General features: G+C 75.3%; 13 protein-coding genes and 1 pseudogene. 4 read left to right on the top strand and 10 right to left on the bottom strand.

The window, feature by feature from the left end:
- Positions 1–26 precede the first annotated feature (26 nt).
- Positions 27–509: a GNAT family N-acetyltransferase gene (locus tag ABD994_RS00070; RefSeq protein WP_345410077.1), complete on the top strand. Its 483-nt coding sequence runs from the start codon at positions 27–29 to the stop codon at positions 507–509.
- On the opposite strand, the gene ABD994_RS00065 is transcribed toward ABD994_RS00070, so the two are convergent.
- A complete protein-coding gene (locus tag ABD994_RS00065; RefSeq protein ID WP_345410076.1) occupies positions 488–1117 on the bottom strand; it encodes a TetR/AcrR family transcriptional regulator in 630 nt (209 codons plus the stop codon). The two genes, ABD994_RS00070 and ABD994_RS00065, sit on opposite strands and share 22 nt — an antisense overlap.
- A gap of 47 nt (positions 1118–1164) precedes the next feature.
- Here ABD994_RS00065 and ABD994_RS00060 point away from each other — a divergent pair, with 47 nt between their 5' ends.
- Together ABD994_RS00060 and ABD994_RS00055 are read left to right on the top strand one after the other, a co-directional pair.
- A complete protein-coding gene (locus ABD994_RS00060) occupies positions 1165–2718 on the top strand; it encodes an FAD-dependent monooxygenase (RefSeq protein ID WP_345410075.1) in 1554 nt (517 codons plus the stop codon).
- Between the two features lie 61 nt (positions 2719–2779).
- Positions 2780–3211 carry a DoxX family protein gene (locus ABD994_RS00055; protein WP_345410074.1) on the top strand — a complete coding sequence of 144 codons (432 nt, stop codon included), beginning with the start codon at positions 2780–2782 and terminating at the stop codon, positions 3209–3211.
- Between the two features lie 22 nt (positions 3212–3233).
- Here the strand turns inward: ABD994_RS00055 and ABD994_RS00050 are convergent, their stop codons facing one another.
- The 7 genes from ABD994_RS00050 to ABD994_RS00020 form a co-directional block, all read right to left on the bottom strand.
- On the bottom strand, positions 3234–4541 hold the full coding sequence (locus tag ABD994_RS00050; RefSeq protein WP_345410073.1) for an AI-2E family transporter: 1308 nt from the start codon (positions 4539–4541) through the stop codon (positions 3234–3236).
- Positions 4542–4685: 144 nt separating this feature from the next.
- Positions 4686–5903 (bottom strand): NADP-dependent isocitrate dehydrogenase, encoded by a 1218-nt coding sequence (locus ABD994_RS00045; protein ID WP_345410072.1) that lies wholly within the window; start codon positions 5901–5903, stop codon positions 4686–4688.
- A 114-nt stretch (positions 5904–6017) separates the two neighbouring features.
- Positions 6018–6524, bottom strand: coding sequence for a DUF3017 domain-containing protein (locus ABD994_RS00040; protein ID WP_345410071.1), 507 nt, complete (start codon positions 6522–6524; stop codon positions 6018–6020).
- Positions 6525–6528: 4 nt separating this feature from the next.
- The gene (locus ABD994_RS00035; RefSeq protein ID WP_345410070.1) at positions 6529–7395 is read right to left on the bottom strand and encodes a bifunctional methylenetetrahydrofolate dehydrogenase/methenyltetrahydrofolate cyclohydrolase; all 867 of its coding nucleotides are present in this window, start codon (positions 7393–7395) and stop codon (positions 6529–6531) included.
- A gap of 4 nt (positions 7396–7399) precedes the next feature.
- The gene (locus ABD994_RS00030) at positions 7400–8416 is read right to left on the bottom strand and encodes a DMT family transporter (protein WP_345410069.1); all 1017 of its coding nucleotides are present in this window, start codon (positions 8414–8416) and stop codon (positions 7400–7402) included.
- The gene (locus tag ABD994_RS00025) at positions 8413–10317 is read right to left on the bottom strand and encodes an NAD-binding protein (RefSeq protein WP_345410068.1); all 1905 of its coding nucleotides are present in this window, start codon (positions 10315–10317) and stop codon (positions 8413–8415) included. Before ABD994_RS00025 ends, ABD994_RS00030 begins: the two co-directional genes overlap by 4 nt.
- Positions 10314–10847: a hypothetical protein gene (locus tag ABD994_RS00020; RefSeq protein ID WP_345410067.1), complete on the bottom strand. Its 534-nt coding sequence runs from the start codon at positions 10845–10847 to the stop codon at positions 10314–10316. Before ABD994_RS00020 ends, ABD994_RS00025 begins: the two co-directional genes overlap by 4 nt.
- 202 nt (positions 10848–11049) lie before the next feature.
- On the opposite strand from ABD994_RS00020, the gene ABD994_RS00015 reads away from it, so the two are divergent.
- Positions 11050–11712, top strand: a complete 663-nt coding sequence (locus ABD994_RS00015) for a GPR1/FUN34/YaaH family transporter (RefSeq protein ID WP_345410066.1) — start codon at positions 11050–11052, stop codon at positions 11710–11712.
- A gap of 51 nt (positions 11713–11763) precedes the next feature.
- Here ABD994_RS00015 and ABD994_RS00010 read toward each other — a convergent pair whose 3' ends face one another.
- Positions 11764–15330, bottom strand: a complete 3567-nt coding sequence (locus ABD994_RS00010) for an error-prone DNA polymerase (RefSeq protein ID WP_345410065.1) — start codon at positions 15328–15330, stop codon at positions 11764–11766.
- Positions 15330–15698: pseudogene (locus ABD994_RS00005) on the bottom strand (hypothetical protein); the annotation flags it as partial. The pseudogene ABD994_RS00005 and the gene ABD994_RS00010, both read right to left, overlap by 1 nt.

Genomic DNA, 15698 nt, shown 5'->3' with positions numbered 1-15698 from the left:
ACAGTCGTTTCAGTGAGGAGGTCGACATGGGTGAGGTCACGATCCGGGAGCTGGGCGCGCCGGGCGATCTCGGCTGGGTGCTGATGGCGCACGGGGAGCGCTACGCGGCCGAGTACGGGTGGTCGATCGACGCGGTGACGGCGCCGATCGTCGCCGGCTACGCCACGGGCGCCCGGCCCGGCCGCGACGCCGGGTGGATCGCCGAGCTCGACGGCCGGCGCGTCGGCAGCGTGCTCTGCGTCGGGGAGGACGACGTGACGGCGCGGCTGCGCCTGCTGCTCGTCGACCCCGACGCGCGCGGCCACGGCGTCGGTCGCCGCCTCGTGGCGACGTGCGTCGACTTCGCCCGCGCCGCGGGCTACCGCCGCCTCGTGCTCTGGACCAACGAGCCGCTCGCGGCGGCGCGGCACCTCTACCTCGAGGCCGGGTTCGTGCTGACCGGCGAGGAGTGGCACGACGACTTCGGCGTCGACGCGCTCGGCCAGTCCTACGAGCTCGCCCTGGGCTGAGACGCGGGTCCGGCGGCCGCCCGCTCCAGCGCGTCGAACGCCGCGTGCAGGGCGGCGACGTGGTCCTCGACGACGGCCGCGCTCGCCTCGCCCGCGAGGATGCGGCGCGACCCGGCCAGGACGACCGTCCGGATCGCGGCGACGGTCAGCGCCGCGAGCAGCTCGGGCCGGACGACGCCGGCCTCCGCGAACACCGCCGACACCGCGTCCTCGATCTCCCCGCCGACCTCCCGCAGGCGCGCGACCAGCGCCGGCGACTCCTGCACCGTGCGCAGGAACGGCCCCACGCCGTCGCGGATGCCCGACAGCGGGTGCCGCTGCGCGGTGAGCTCGAGCAGCAGGGCCCGCACCGCCGCGAGCGGCGTGGTCCCCGGCGCTCGTGCGCGCACGGCGTCGACGAGCAGCGCCGTCGCCTCGGGGATCCGGTCGAAGAACATGTCCTCCTTGCGCGGGAAGTGGTTGAAGACCGTCATCTTCGAGACCTCGGCCGCGGCCGCGACCTCGGCCACCGACACCGCGTCGAACCCGCGCTCCACGAACAGCAGCGTCGCCGCGTCGGCGATGCGCTGTCGGGTCTGCGCCTTCTTCGTCTCCCGGAGGCCGGCCACGAAATCACTGTACCCAACACAAACTTGTACTCGGTACAGTCAACGGCATGGATCAGGACGTGGACGTGACGGTGGTCGGCGCCGGGCCGGTGGGCCTGCTGCTCGCGGCCGAGCTGGCGCTGGCCGGGGCCTCGGTGCAGGTGCTCGAGCGGCTCACGGAGCCCGACGAGACGATCAAGGCGGGGGCGCTGAACGTGCCGACGGCCGAGGCGCTGGACCGCCGGGGCCTGCTGCCGGCCGCCGAGCAGGTGCAGCGCGAGGTGATGGCACGGGTGTGGGAGTTCCTCCAGAGCACCGGGGCGGCGACCGGCGCCCCCGGGGGCGGGGTGCCGCGGCGGGCGGGGCACTTCGCGGCGATGATGCTCGACCGCGACCTCGTCGACGAGGACGACCCGGAGCTCGCCGGCCACGACGCCGTCGCGGGGGCGACGCTCGTGCCGCAGCGCGAGCTCGAGGCGCTGCTCGCCGGGCACGCCGCGCGGCTCGGGGTGCCGGTGCACCGCGGCGTCGAGGTCGGCGGTGTCGAGCCGGGGGCCGACGGCGTCGTCGTGCACACCTCCGCCGGGCCGGTGCGCTCGGCGTGGCTGGTGGGCTGCGACGGCGGGCGCAGCGTCGTGCGGCGCGCCGTCGGCATGGGGTTCCCCGGCACCGATCCCGAGATCACCGGGCACCAGGCCGTCGTCGACATCGCCGACCCCGAGCAGCTCGCGACCGGCTGGACGTGGTCGACCCGCGGGGTCTACTGCCACGGCCCGCTGCCCGGACGCATCCTCACCGTCGAGTTCGACGGCGCGCCGGCCGACCGGGACGCGCCGGTCACCCTCGACGAGCTGCAGACCAGCCTGCGACGGGTGTCGGGCACCGACGTCACGCTGACCGCGCTGCACGGCGGCGCGACCCGCTGGACCGACAACGCCCGCCAGGCCGCGACCTACCGCGCCGGGCGGGTGCTGCTCGCGGGCGACGCCGCCCACGTGCACTCCCCGTTCGGCGGGCAGGGTCTCAACCTCGGCGTCGGCGACGCGGTGAACCTCGGCTGGAAGCTCGGCGCCGTGATCGCCGGGTGGGCGCCCGAGAGCCTGCTCGACACCTACGACGCCGAGCGGCGGCCCCTCGGCGCCTGGGTGCTGGACTGGACGCGCGCGCAGGTCGCGCTGATGCGCGGCGACGCGAAGACCGCTGCGCTGCGCGCCGTCGTCGGCGACCTCCTGGCGACGCGCGGCGGCATGACCCACGTCGTCACGGCGATCTCCGGCGTCACCCAGCGCCTCGACCTGCCCGGCGACCACCCGCTCGTCGGCCGCCACGTCCCCGACGTCCCCCTCGCCGACGGCACCCGCCTCGTCGACCACGGCCACCACGGCGGCTTCCTGCTCCTCGACCGCACGCCGGACGGCGCCCTCGGCGCCCTCGCCGCCGCCTGGGCGGGCCGGGTGACCGTCGTGCCCGACGGCGCCGGCGCCCCGATCGGGATGCTGGTGCGCCCCGACGGCGTCGTGGCGTGGGCGTCTGACGGCACGGGCGGCACGGGCGGCACGGACGGCCTGGCGGCCGTCCTGCACCGCTGGGCGGGGCGGCCGGCGGCGACTCCAGTTGCTTGACGGAACTCTCTGATCCTGTTTTCATACACAACCACGGAGTTGTCGACGAAGGAGAAGGACCATGAGCACCGCCACCCTGACCACCGCCCCGCCGTTCATCCGGTCCCGCGGAGCGCGCTGGAGCGTGGTCGCGCTCCAGGTCGTGCTCGCCGTGATCTACGTGATGGCCGCGAGCGCCAAGGTGACGCTCGATCCGACGGCCGTGGCCGGCTTCGCCGAGATGGGCTTCGGCCCGGCCGGCACCGTGACGATCGGTGTGATCGAGCTGGCCGCCGCGCTGGGGCTGCTGATCCCGCGTCTCGCCGGTCTGGCGGCCACCGGGTGCGTCGCGCTGATGGTCGGCGCGGTCGGGTTCACGGTCGCCACGATGGGGGCCGCGACGGCCCTCTTCCCGGCCGCTGTCCTCGCGCTCGCCGTCGTCGTCGCCGGGGCGCGCCGCCACGAGACCGCCGCCCTCGTCCGGCACCCGCGGCGCACGCTGCTGGGGCGCTGAGCGCCCGGCGGCTCGGCGCGCGTCAGCCGCTCGGGGTGGTGTCGCGGGTCGGGGTGGCGTCGACGACGGCGGTGCCGTTGCCGGCGGCGGTGTCCTCGACCGGGTCGTCCTCGACCGGGTCGTCCTCGACCGGGCCGGCGTCCACCGTGCCGTCCGCGGCCGTCTCGTCCTCGTCGTCGCCCTCCTGCATCTCGGCGACCGCGTCCTGCGACGGCTCCGACGCCTCGCCGGTGCGCAGGTCGATCTGCTCGCCGAAGTAGCGCAGGACCTCCGCGAACACGGCCGCGACCGGGACGGCGAGGAACGCCCCCGCGATGCCCGCCAGGCTGGAGCCGGCGGTGACGGCGAGGATGACGATCGCCGAGTTGAGCCCCAGCCCGCGGCCCTGGACCAGCGGCTGGAGCAGGTTCCCCTCGATCTGCTGCACGGCGAGGATGAGGATCAGCACCCCGACCGCGGTGCCCGGGCCCTGCACGACGAGCGCGATGAGCACCGACAGCGTGCCCGCGACCAGCGACCCGACGATCGGGATGAACGCGCCGAAGAACGTCAGCACCGCCAGCGGCAGGGCCAGCGGCACGCCGAAGATGACCAGGCCGATGCCGATGAACACCGCGTCGACGAAGCCGATGAGCGCCTGGCTGCGGATGAAGCCACCGAGCCGCAGCCAGCTGCGGGCGCCGAGCTCGGCCAGGTGACCGCCGGACGTCGGGCCCGCGACGCGGTGCAGCCACGGCAGGAACTTCGGGCCGTCCTTGACGAACAGGAAGGCGAGCACCAGCGCGAGCACGGCGTTGATGACGCTGTTGGCGACCGTGGTGAGCCCGGTGATCACGCCGGTGACGATCTGGCCCGCGCTCTGCTGCAGGCGCTCGACCGCGGCCTGCACGTACTGCCCGATCTGGCTCGCGCCGAGGTTGAACGGCGGGCCCTGCAACCAGCCCTGGACCTGCTGGATGCCGCCCACCGCACCCTGCGCGATCTGCGGGGCCTGCCCGGCCACCGACGGCGCGATCAGCGCGATCACGCCGCCGAACAGCCCCAGCGCCACCAGGAGCACGACGCCGGTCGCCAGCGTCCCGTTGACCCGCCGGTTGCGCAGCCACGTCACCGGTGGCTCGAGCACCGTCGCGATGACCAGCCCGAGGAACACGGGGAAGAAGACGTCCCACAGCTCGACGGTCAGCAGCCCGACGACGGTCAGCGCCGCGACGACCAGCAGGAACCGCAGGCTCCACCGGGACGCCCAGGCCAGGCCCTCGCCGATGACGTGGCCGCGCGTCGGCGTCTCGCCGCGCGCGATGTCGCGGGAGGCGGGGGCCTCGTCCATGGACGCGAGTGTGTCAGCGATCGGGGTCCTCCGGCGGGAGCGGGCACGGGACGTCCCGGGGTGCCCGGCCGGGACCGTGCCTACCCCGGACGCAGGAGAGCCCCGCCCGACGGCTGTCGGACGGGGCCCTCGGGCAGCACGCCCCTAGCTGTTGACAGCCTTCTGCAGGCCCTCGTCGATGGCGTCCAGGAAGTCCTGGGTGTTGAGGTACGCGGCGTCCTTGCCCACGAGCAGCGCCAGGTCCTTGGTCATCTTGCCGTCCTCGATCGTCCCCACGCAGACGTCCTCCATCTTCTGCGCGAAGTCGACCAGGGCGTCGTTGCCGTCGAGCTTGCCCCGCTGGGACAGGCCACGGCTCCAGGCGAAGATCGAGGCGACCGGGTTGGTCGAGGTCTCCTTGCCCTCCTGGTGCTGGCGGAAGTGCCGCGTCACCGTGCCGTGGGCGGCCTCGGCCTCGACCGTGCCGTCGGGCGTCATGAGCACCGACGTCATGAGGCCCAGCGAGCCGAAGCCCTGCGCGACGATGTCGGACTGGACGTCGCCGTCGTAGTTCTTGCAGGCCCAGACGTAGCCGCCCTCCCACTTGAGCGCCGCGGCGACCATGTCGTCGATGAGGCGGTGCTCGTAGGTCAGGCCGGCCTTCTCGAAGTCCGCCTTGAACTCCGACTCGAAGATCTCCTCGAAGGTGTCGCGGAACATGCCGTCGTACGCCTTGAGGATGGTGTTCTTCGTCGACATGTAGACCGGGTAGTTGCGGTCCAGGCCGTAGCGCAGCGAGGCACGGGCGAAGTCGACGATGGAGTCCTTGTAGTTGTACATGCCCAGCGCGACGCCCCCGTCCTCCGGGAACTTCGCGACCTGGAACTCCATCGGCTCGCCCTCGCCGTCGGGCGTGTAGCTGATGGTCACCGTGCCCGGGCCGGGCACCTTGAAGTCCTGGGCGAGGTACTGGTCGCCGTGGGCGTGACGGCCGACGACGATCGGCTTCGTCCAGTGCGGGACGTAGCGCGGGATGTTCTGGCAGACGATCGGCTCTCGGAAGATGACGCCGCCGAGGATGTTGCGGATCGTCCCGTTGGGCGAGCGGTACATGCGCTTGAGGCCGAACTCCTCCACCCGCGCCTCGTCCGGCGTGATCGTCGCGCACTTGACGCCGACGCCGTACTTCTTGATCGCGTTGGCCGCGTCGACCGTGACCTGGTCGTCGGTCTCGTCGCGGTGCTCGATGCCGAGGTCGTAGTACTCGAGATCGATGTCGAGGTACGGGTGGATCAGCTTGTCCTTGATGAACTGCCAGATGATCCGCGTCATCTCGTCACCGTCGAGCTCGACGACGGTGCCCTCTACCTTGATCTTCGCCACGACTCGGGAGACCTCCTCACGGGGCGCCGAGGTACTGGCGCCGGCTGACCTGTCCGCACGCTATCAACGGAGCGGCTACCCAGGTCGGGCGAGCGGGTCGCGTCACGCGGCCGGTCACCGGGTCGCGAGCGGCCCGCCCGTGATGGTGAGCGCCACCGCGATCACGACGAGCCCGAACAGCACGTAGGTGACGATGTCGACGCGGCGGCTGCGCACGGCGAGCAGCCCGGCCGCGGTGCGGGTGAGGCTCGCGCGCAGGGCGCCGGCGAGCAGCAGCGCGAGGCCGAGCTCGGTGGTCCCCTCCCGCCAGTGCTGCAGACCGATCCGGCCGAAGGCGATCGCGGCGATCAGGAGGACCGCGAGGAACGGCAGGTGCGCCCGGATCCGCCGCCGCCATTCGGCGCGACGCTTCTCCCGGGTCCGGGGGGCACGCGCGTGCCGGCCGGCCGGGAGCATCTCGGTGGGGCTCTCGTCGGGCCGGGGCTGGGGCTGGGACGGGGGCTGCGGTGACGGGAGGCGCGGGGGCGGCGCGACCGGCCGGACGCCCGCCGGGGGGCTCGGTGGCGGTCCCGGCGGGGTGGGCGGTCCCGGCGGCGTCGGTCGCGGGGTCACGCTGGTCATCCGGTCATCCGGCACTGCTCGTTCCGGCGCTCCGCTCCGCGCGTTCGACGACGTTGGTCAGCAGCATCCCGCGCGTCATCGGCCCGACACCGCCCGGGACGGGCGCGAGGTACGCGGCGACCTCGGCCACCTCGGGGGCGACGTCGCCGACGAGCCCGTGCTCGCCGCGCGTGATGCCGACGTCGAGGACGGCTGCGCCGGGCTTGACCATGTCGGCGGTGACCAGCCCGGGCACGCCCGCGGCGGCCACGACCACGTCGGCGGCGCGCAGCTCGGCCGCGACGTCCTTGGTGCCGGTGTGGCACAGGGTCACGGTGGCGTTGACCGACCGCAGCGTCAGCAGGAGCCCCAGCGGGCGCCCGACGGTGACGCCGCGGCCCAGCACGGTGACCTTGGCCCCGTCGAGGGGGACCTCGTAGCGGCGCAGCAGCTCCACGACGCCGCGCGGGGTGCACGGCAGCGGGCCGGGTTCCTGCAGCACGAGCCGCCCGAGGTTGGTCGGGTGCAGCCCGTCGGCGTCCTTGTCCGGGTCGATCCGCTCGAGCACCGCCCCCGAGTCCAGCCCCTTCGGCAGCGGGAGCTGAACGATGTAGCCGGTGCAGGCCGGGTCGGCGTTGAGCTCGTCGATCGCGGCCTCGACGTCGGCCTGCGTCGCGTCGGCGGGCAGGTCGCGGCGGATCGAGTCGATGCCGACCTTCGCGCAGTCGTTGTGCTTGGCCCGGACGTAGGAGTGCGACCCCGGGTCGTCGCCGACGAGCACCGTGCCCAGGCCCGGGGTGCGGCCCGCCGCCGTCAGCGCCTCGACCCGCCCGCGCAGGTCGTCGAGGATCGCGGCGAGGGTGGCCTTCCCGTCCAGCTTGGTCGCGGTCACGACCTCATGATGGCAGGTCGGGGCGTGTGCCCTCCGTCGTCCGGGCCCGTGGCGGCCACGGCGCCGCGGCGATCCCGGCCGCGACCAGGGTGAGCAGGGCCCCGAGGACGGTCGCGAGCCCGGGGGTGCCGGCGGCCGAGGGCAGCACGAGGTCGAGCACCAGCGCGCCGACGACCTGCCCCGCGACCGCGCCGAGCGCGAGCAGCAGGACCCCGACCTGCCCGACCACCCAGGCCCCGAGCCCGATGAAGATCGCCCCGAACGGCCCGCCCAGGTAGAGGTACCAGTCGCCGGGCAGCGCGCCGGGCGGCCCGAGCAGCAGCACCGCGACGATCCCGGCGAGCACGAGCGCGACGAACCCGACGACGAAGTTCGTCAGCGCGGCCGGCAGGACCGACGCGACCACGGACCGTTCGTCGCCGCGCGCCGCGGCCGCCACCCGCCCGTTGAGGGCCTGCTGGGTGGCCGCGGCGACCCCGCCGGCGAGGGGCAGCAGCGCCAGCGCGACCGGCACGTCGGAGCCCACCGAGGGCGCGACCGACAGCACGACGGCGCCGAGCATCAGCACGGCGCCGGCGACGCGCGGCGGGGTCGTGGGCTGCGGCCCGGACGGGCCGAGGCCGGCGCGGTCGACGGCGAGGCCACCGCTGGACTGGCCCGCGACGACGGCGATGGTGAACAGCGCGGTGCCCAGCACGTGGGCGGTCAGCCCCTGGCCGGCGATGAGCAGCGCCCCGCCGAGGCCACCGAGCAGCTGCCAGGTCCGCAGCGACCCGCGTCGCCGGGCGGTACCGACCCGGCGCAGGCCCCGGCGGCCCGCGGGGAGCACCGCGACGAGCACCCCCAGCAGCACCAGCCCGAGGCCGAACGAGATCACCGCGGCGAGGACCCCGTTGCCGAGCCGGGCGCCGAGCTCGGCGTTGACCCGGGCCTGCCCGACGACGAACGTGCCCGTGACGAACGCCCCGAGCAGGCCGAGCACCGTGCGCGGGGCGGGTGCGGCGGGACCCCGCCCCGTCACGGGAGCCCGGCGGGCCCGGCCACCCCCGCCGGGTCGTCTCTGCTGCCGGCGCCCTCGCCGTCCGGGCGGGCGGCGTGCCGGCGCAGCACGTCGAGGAGCTCGGTGTAGGGCCCGACGAGGAACGCCTCGTCCCCCGCCGCCAGCCGGGTGTCCCGCCGCGGCGGGTGCTCGAGCACGGCCGACCCGGCGCGGTGCAGCGCCACGACGCGTGTGCGGGCGGCCAGCTCGCGCAGCACCAGGCCGTCGAGGCCGCTGCCGGGCGCGACCGTGAGCCGCCCGAGAAGGAACGCCTGCCCGTGCACGCCGAACGTGCCGAGCACGTCGAGGCCCAGGGCCCCGCCCACGAACCAGGGCGCGGCGAGCTCGGCGACCGAGCGCACGAACCGGAAGTCGAAGCGGTCGGCGGCGGTGCGGGCGAGCTCGCGGTCGAACAGCCGCAGCACCACCGGCACCGCGCTCCAGCGCTCGGCCAGCGTCTCCCGGACCGCGAGGCCGGTCTCCACGTTGGCCATGTCGTCGCTGGTCAGCACGGCCACGGCCGCGGCGGCCGGGACGCGGGCGTCGCGCAGCGTGCCGGGGTCGGTCGCGTCGCCGAACACGACGGGCGCCCCGGCGGCACGGGCGCGGTCGAGGAAGCGGTTGCCGGGGTCGCGCTCGACCACCACGACGTCGCGCTCGCGCTCCCGCAGCGCCTCCAGCACGGCGACGCCCACGGCGCCGAGCCCGATGAGCACGACGTGGCCGCGGGCGCCCGACGCCCGCCGGCGCCCGGCGGTCTCGGCGAGGCGGCGGCTGATGAGCATGTCGGTGAAGAAGGCGATGGGGATCGCGGTGGTGACGACGCCGGCGAGCATGAGGAACACGGCCCACAGCCGCAGCCACAGCGCCTGGTCGGCGAAGCTGTAGTCGCCGAAGCCGACCGTCGCCACCGACTCGACGGTGAAGTACAGCGCGTCGACCGGCGACATGCCCGGGTCGTCGTACCCCAGGCTGAGCACCACCGTCGACACGACGATCAGCGCGACGAGCGCGACCAGGGCCCACCCGAGACCCCGGTCGGCCTCGCGGACGAGCTGTCCCAGCGCGGCCATCGCGCGGCGCACGCGGCGGCTGCCGGCGCGGCGGGCCTCGGGGCCGCCGGCGCCCCGGCGCGTGACCCGGCGGTCGGGGGCGGGCCCGTCGGTGGCGATGCCGGCCGCGGCCAGCTCGTCCGGCGTCCCGAGCAGGGCGACCCGGTCACCGGGCGCGACCGCGCGGTCGCGGCTGGGGCAGACCGCCGTCGCGGCCCCGCCGACGACCTCGCCGACCTCGCCGACCTCGCCCAGGTGGTCGGGAGCGCCCTCGCGCGGCGTCACCGCGAGCGGCACGAGGTCGCCGTAGAGCGCGCGCAGCGTGCCGGTGGCCCGGGCGGTGACCGACGCCGAGAGGAAGCAGTGCCCGCCCACGTCCAGCTCGTGCACCGGGCTCTGCAGGCAGGCCTCGACCACCGTCGGGGTGGCCAGCGCGGCGATGTCGAGCACGGTGTCCGGGCCGGGGCCGGCGGCGACCGCCCGCCCGACCGCGGCGGTGGCGAGCGCGGTCACGACCCGGACGTCCGGGCGGTGCTCGCGGACCACGAGCGCCACGCGCAGGGCACGCAGGTCGTCGGACTCGGCGCACACGACCGCGGCCGCCGTCTCCAGGCCGGCGGCCTCCAGCGCGCGGGGCTCGGTGGCGTCGCGCTCCACGACCGTCGCGCCGACGGCGGCCGCCGCGCGGTGCGTGCGCGCGGGCGCCACATCGTCGACGACCACGACCTCCTGACCGGCCGCGACGAGCTGCTCGACGATCCGCAGCCCCAGGCCCTCCAGCCCGCAGACGACGACGTGCCCGCCCGCCGGCGACGCCCCGGGCGGTGTCACCGCGTCCGCCCGAGCCTCGCCGTGGCCGTGTTCACCGCCGCCACCGTGCCGGCGTAGATGCCGTGCTGGACGAAGCTCGTCACCAGCAGGCGACGCTCCCAGCGCCACGGCGGCGGGGTCTCGCCGAGGACCGGGAAGAGCCCCAGCGCCATCACCTGGCTGCCGGCGAAGAACGCGAGGCCGGCCTCGGGTTCGCGACCGAGGGCCCGGGCCAGCACGACGTGACCGGCACCGACCGCGGAGCCGTAACCCCAGTGCACGACCCAGAAGAGCCGCTGGCGGCCGCGCGGCGAGCGCGGGGCCCACCCGACGACGTGGCGCAGCAGCGTCGACGCGGCGATGACGACGTGGTCGCTGTCGTCGTAGTCGAGGATCGTGTCGATCTCGCCGGTGCCGATCCCGTGCTCCCGGGCGTAGCGACGCCGCCGCAGCTCGGCCGCGAGGGCCATCGCCCCCGTGCCGGCCGCGCCCCCGACGACCCCGCGGAGGGCCTCGCGGGCCAGGTCGCGCGTCCCCCACCGTGCCGCCATGACCGCAGCATGCCCTGAACCGGTTCACGATGCGGACGGATGGGTGACCTACCCGTCAGTCCCCGTCCATCCGGGCGGGTGCGCACGCGGCGTGTCCCACTTCACACTCGTCGTACACCGGGGCGAACGCCGTGCGTCCACCTGCACCAACCAGGGTGGGCGTCGCCGTGCGTCGCTCCGCACACCACACGAAGGAGTGGGGATGACGACGATCGACGAGCAGTCCACCGCAGCGCACGCAGCACCGGACAGCGCGGCCGACGACGCAGCGGCCGCGGCGGCGAACCCGGCACTCGTCGGCGTACCGACGTTCGTGGTCGGCTCGGTGTGCCTCGGCCTCTACCTCATCGGGTTCACGGGGGCCTCCACGACGGTCGCCATCGCCCTGCTCCCCATCCTGATCTTCGCCAACGGGATGGGCCTGGTCATCGCCACCGTCTGGGCGATCCGGCTCGGACAGGGCCCGGTGGCGTCGATCTTCGCGGTGTTCGCCGGATTCTGGCTGAGCTTCCCGCTGCTCGTGCTGGGTCTCGCCCACGGGTGGTTCGGGGACGCCACCACCGACCCGAACGTCGCGACCGGCGCCCAGGTGGCCTTCCTGCTCACGTGGCTGATCGGCATCGTGGTGCTGACGCTGGCCACCCTCCGGCTGCCGTCGGTGTTCACCCTGCTGTTCGTGCTGGTCGACATCGCGCTCCTGCTCGTGCTGCTCGGCACCGCCCAGGGCTCGACCGGCCTGCTCCTGGGCGGCGGCATCGCGGTGTTCGCCTTCGCCCTCGTCGGCGTGTACCTGTTCATCGACGCCATGGGCCAGGCCACCGGCGGCAAGCCGATGCCGATGGGCAAGCCGATCATCGGCGGCTGAGCCGCCCGGCGCGCGAGGGCGTCCCCGGTCCCGGGGGCGCCCTCGCGCGCGTCACCGGAAGTCCCGCGAGCTCGACGGCACCCGCAGCTCGAGGCGCTCGACCCGATCGGCCACGAGGTTCACGACGGTCGGGGCGTCGGGGGCGCGCTCCACGCGGCCGCGGATCACGAGCGCCGCGCTGGTGCGCGCCACCACCCGGTGCCGCGCCCACAGCCCCTCCGAGCAGACGACGTTGAGCATGCCGGTCTCGTCCTCGAGGTTGAGGAACGTCGTGCCGCCCGCCGTCGCCGGCCGCTGGCGGTGGGTGACGACCCCGCCGACCTCGATGCGCTCGCCCTCGGGCACCCGCGCGACCGCGGCCACCGCGTAGGCGCCGCGCTCGTCGAGGGCGGCGCGCAGGTGGGTCACCGGGTGGCTGTCCGGTGTCAGGCCGGTGGCCCAGACGTCGGCGACGGTGAGCTCGACCGCGCTCATGCCCGGCAGCGCCGGCGCCCGCAGGCCGACCGCGGTGTCGGGCAGGCGGTCGTGCCGCACGCCGTCGCGCACCACCCCGACCCCGGCCGCCGCCGCGCCCGCCGCCCACAGCGCCTCGCGCCGGTCGAGCCCGAAGCAGCCCAGCGCCCCGGCCGTCGCGAGCGCCTCGACCTGCGCGGTGGTCAGCTCGGCGCGGCGGGCGAGGTCGGCGACGTCGCGGTACTCCCCGTGCCGGTCGCGCTCGGCCACGATGCGTGCCGCCACCTCGTCGCCCATCCCCCGCACCCCGGCCAGCCCGAGCCGCACCGCCACCCCGCCGTGGCTGTCCGGGTGGGGCTCGAGGCCCGGGGTGTCCGCCGAGAGCAGCACGTCCGGCGAGAGCACCACCACCCCGTGGCGGCGGGCGTCCGCGGTGAGCGACTGGGGCGAGTAGAAGCCCATCGGCTGGGCCCGCAGCAGGGCCGCGCAGAACGCGGCGGGGTAGTAGAGCTTGTACCAGGCGCTGACGTAGACGAGCGACGCGAAGCTGATCGAGTGGCTCTCCGGGAAGCCGAAGTTCGCGAACGCCTTGGTCTTGTGGAAGATCGTGTCCGCGAGGTCGCCGGTGATGCCGTTGGCCGCCATGCCCTCGTAGAACCGCTCGCGCATCCGCTCGATGCGCTCGCTGGAGCGCTTGGCCGACAGGGCCCGGCGCAGCTCGTCGGCCTCCGCCGCGGAGAAGCCGGCGACGTCGACCGCGAGCTGCATCAGCTGCTCCTGGAACAGCGGTACCCCCAGCGTCTTGGCCAGCGCCGGCTCGCAGAGCGGGTGGTCGAACACGACCCGCTCCAGCCCGTTGCGCCGCCGGATGTAGGGGTGCACCGAGCCGCCCTGGATCGGGCCGGGCCGGATGAGCGCGACCTCGACCACCAGGTCGTAGAACACGCGGGGCTTCAGCCGGGGCAGCGTCGCCATCTGCGCCCGGGACTCGACCTGGAACACGCCCACCGAGTCGCCCTCGGCGAGCATGGCGAACACCGCCTCGTCGGTGGCCTGCAGGTCGTGCAGCTTCACGTGCACCCCGTGGTGGGCGGCGACGAGGTCGGCGGCGTAGTGCAGCACCGAGAGCATCCCGAGCCCCAGCAGGTCGAACTTGACCAGCCCGACCGCCGCCGCGTCGTCCTTGTCCCACTGGATGACGCTGCGCCCCGGCATCCGCCCCCACTCCACGGGCACCACCTGGTCGACCGGGCGGTCGCAGATGACCATGCCGCCGGAGTGGATGCCGAGGTGGCGCGGGAAGCCGGCGATCTGCTCGGCGAGGCCCGCGACGGCGGCCGGCATCTCCGGCACCTGGCCCGCCAGCTCGGCGCCCGGACCCCACCGGTCGATCTGCTTGCTCCACGCGTCCTGCTGGCCCTGCGAGAACCCGAGCGCGCGGGCGGCGTCGCGCACCGCCGAGCGCGGCCGGTAGGTGATGACGTTGGCGACCTGCGCCGCGCGGTCGCGCCCGTAACGGGCGTAGACGTACTGGATGGCCTCCTCGCGGCGGTCGGACTCGATGTCGAGGTCGATGTCCGGGTAGCCGTCGCGCTCCGGGGACAGGAAGCGCTCGAACAGCAGGCCCATCTGCACGGCGTCGACGTGGGTGATGCCCAGCGCGAAGCACACCGCCGAGTTGGCCGCCGACCCCCGGCCCTGGCAGTAGATGTCGTGGTCGTCGCAGAAGCGCACGATGTCGGCGACGATGAGGAAGTAGCCGGGGAAGCCCTGCGCCTCGATGACGTCGAGCTCGTGGTCGATCACCTCGAACGCCCGCGGCGAGCGCAGCCGGTCGCCGTAGCGCACCCCCGCCCCCAGCCACGTCAGCCGGCGCAGCCAGCTCGCCTCCGTCTCGCCCTCGGGCACCGCGAACGGCGGCAGCTCCGGCGCCAGCAGCTCGAGACCGAACGCGCACTCGCGCCCCAGCGCCGCGGCGTGGGCCACCGCCTGCGGGTGGCGGGCGAACCGCTGCGCCATCTCCGCGCCCGACCGCAGGTGCGCCGGGCCCGGCGGCAGCCAGCCCTCGGCGTCGTCGAGGCTGCGCCGCGCCCGCACCGCCCCCAGCGCCGCCGCCAGCCGGGCGCGGTCCGGCGTCGCGTAGTGCGCCCCCGTCGTCGCCACCGTGCGCAGGCCCCGGCCCGCGTCGGCGCGCGCGGCCAGCTCGGCGAGCGCCGCGTTGCGCTCGGTGTCGTCGGGCAGGCCCTGGTCGGTGAGCTCGACCGCGACGTTGCCCGCGCCGAACAGCGCGACCAGCCGGTCGATCTCGCGGGCCGCGGCGTCCGCGCCCCCGGTGGCCAGCGCCCGGCGCACCGACCCCTTGCGGCACCCCGTCAGCACCTGGACCTGCCCGCCGAGCGTCGCCGCGACCCGCTCGGCGTCGTACACCGGGCGCCCCTTCTCGCCGTGGGTGTGCATCTGCCCCTCGGTGATCGCCCGTGAGATCGCCCGGTAGCCGTCGGGGTCGCGCGCCAGGACCAGCAGGTGGTCGCCCTCGGGGTCGGGCACACCGTTCTGCGGCGCGGACAGCCCCAGCGAGAGCTCCGCCCCGTAGACCGTCGGGACCCCCAGCTCCTGCGCGGCCTCGGCGAAGCGCACCACCCCGTACATGCCGTCGTGGTCGGTGAGCGCGATCGCCTCGAGCCCCAGCCGCGCCGCCTCCTCGACCAGCTCCTCGGGGTGCGACGCGCCGTCGAGGAAGCTGAAGTTGGAGTGCACGTGCAGCTCGGCGTAGGGGACGGACAGCCCGGTGGTGGTACCGGCACCCCGCGGCGGCCTGTACGGCGTGCGGTGACGGCTCCACGCCGGGCTGTCGCCCCCGTCGCCGGGGAACTGCTCGTCGCGCGGCGGGCGGATCCGCCCGGGCCCGTCGACCCGCTCGCCGTCGTCGAACGCCAGCGGGTCGCGCACGAACCCGTCCGGGACGTCCTGCTCCGGTGGCCAGGGCCCGGCGTGGCCGACGTGCGGCTCCTCGTGTCTCCGGGTCGAGCTCCGCTCCGCTGCGTCTCCCTGGATCGCGTCGCGCGTGCCGTTGCCCCGTCCCTGCAGGCTCGGCCCGTCGGCCGGGCGCCCCGAGAGCAGGCGCTCCATCTCCGACCAGTCGACCGGCGGGTTGTTCCACCCCATCAGTCGTAGATCCCTTCCACCGCCCAGCGGCCGTCGCGGTGCACCAGCAGCAGCGCCCGCCCGACCGCGTCGGCGCCGGAGGCCACCGGGTCGGGCGCGAGGTCGGCCGCCGGGTCCGGCTCCGGGACGCGGCCGGCGGCGATCTCGTCGGCGTCGGTGCTGCACACGACCTGGATGCGCACGCTGCCCGCGGACCCGCCGGCGGCCACCGCCCGCGGGTCCCACCAACGGCCGGGATCGGGCCACGGACCACCCCACGCCCGCACCGGGGCGGCGGGCGCGGCGGGGTCGGTGCCGAGGGCCACGTGGGCGGGCGGGGCCGAGAGCCGGCCGCGGGCGGCGCGGCGCACCGGGGCGCCGTCGACGGT

This window comes from Actinomycetospora chlora, assembly GCF_039542135.1.
GTDB classification, from domain to species: Bacteria; Actinomycetota; Actinomycetes; order Mycobacteriales; family Pseudonocardiaceae; genus Actinomycetospora; species Actinomycetospora chlora.
Note: the sequence above shows the minus strand (reverse complement) of the source record. Positions and strands in the feature narration are given on the sequence as shown.

Bases quoted from the DNA above. Each gene is read 5' to 3' on its own strand.
- ABD994_RS00060 (WP_345410075.1), top strand. From the start codon at position 1,165: ATGGATCAGGACGTGGACGTGACGGTGGTCGGCGCCGGGCCGGTGGGC.
- ABD994_RS00050 (WP_345410073.1), bottom strand. From the start codon at position 4,541: ATGGACGAGGCCCCCGCCTCCCGCGACATCGCGCGCGGCGAGACGCCG.
- ABD994_RS00070 (WP_345410077.1), top strand. From the start codon at position 27: ATGGGTGAGGTCACGATCCGGGAGCTGGGCGCGCCGGGCGATCTCGGC.
- ABD994_RS00015 (WP_345410066.1), top strand. From the start codon at position 11,050: ATGACGACGATCGACGAGCAGTCCACCGCAGCGCACGCAGCACCGGAC.
- ABD994_RS00020 (WP_345410067.1), bottom strand. From the start codon at position 10,847: ATGGCGGCACGGTGGGGGACGCGCGACCTGGCCCGCGAGGCCCTCCGC.
- ABD994_RS00055 (WP_345410074.1), top strand. From the start codon at position 2,780: ATGAGCACCGCCACCCTGACCACCGCCCCGCCGTTCATCCGGTCCCGC.
- ABD994_RS00010 (WP_345410065.1), bottom strand. From the start codon at position 15,330: ATGGGGTGGAACAACCCGCCGGTCGACTGGTCGGAGATGGAGCGCCTG.
- ABD994_RS00040 (WP_345410071.1), bottom strand. From the start codon at position 6,524: ATGACCAGCGTGACCCCGCGACCGACGCCGCCGGGACCGCCCACCCCG.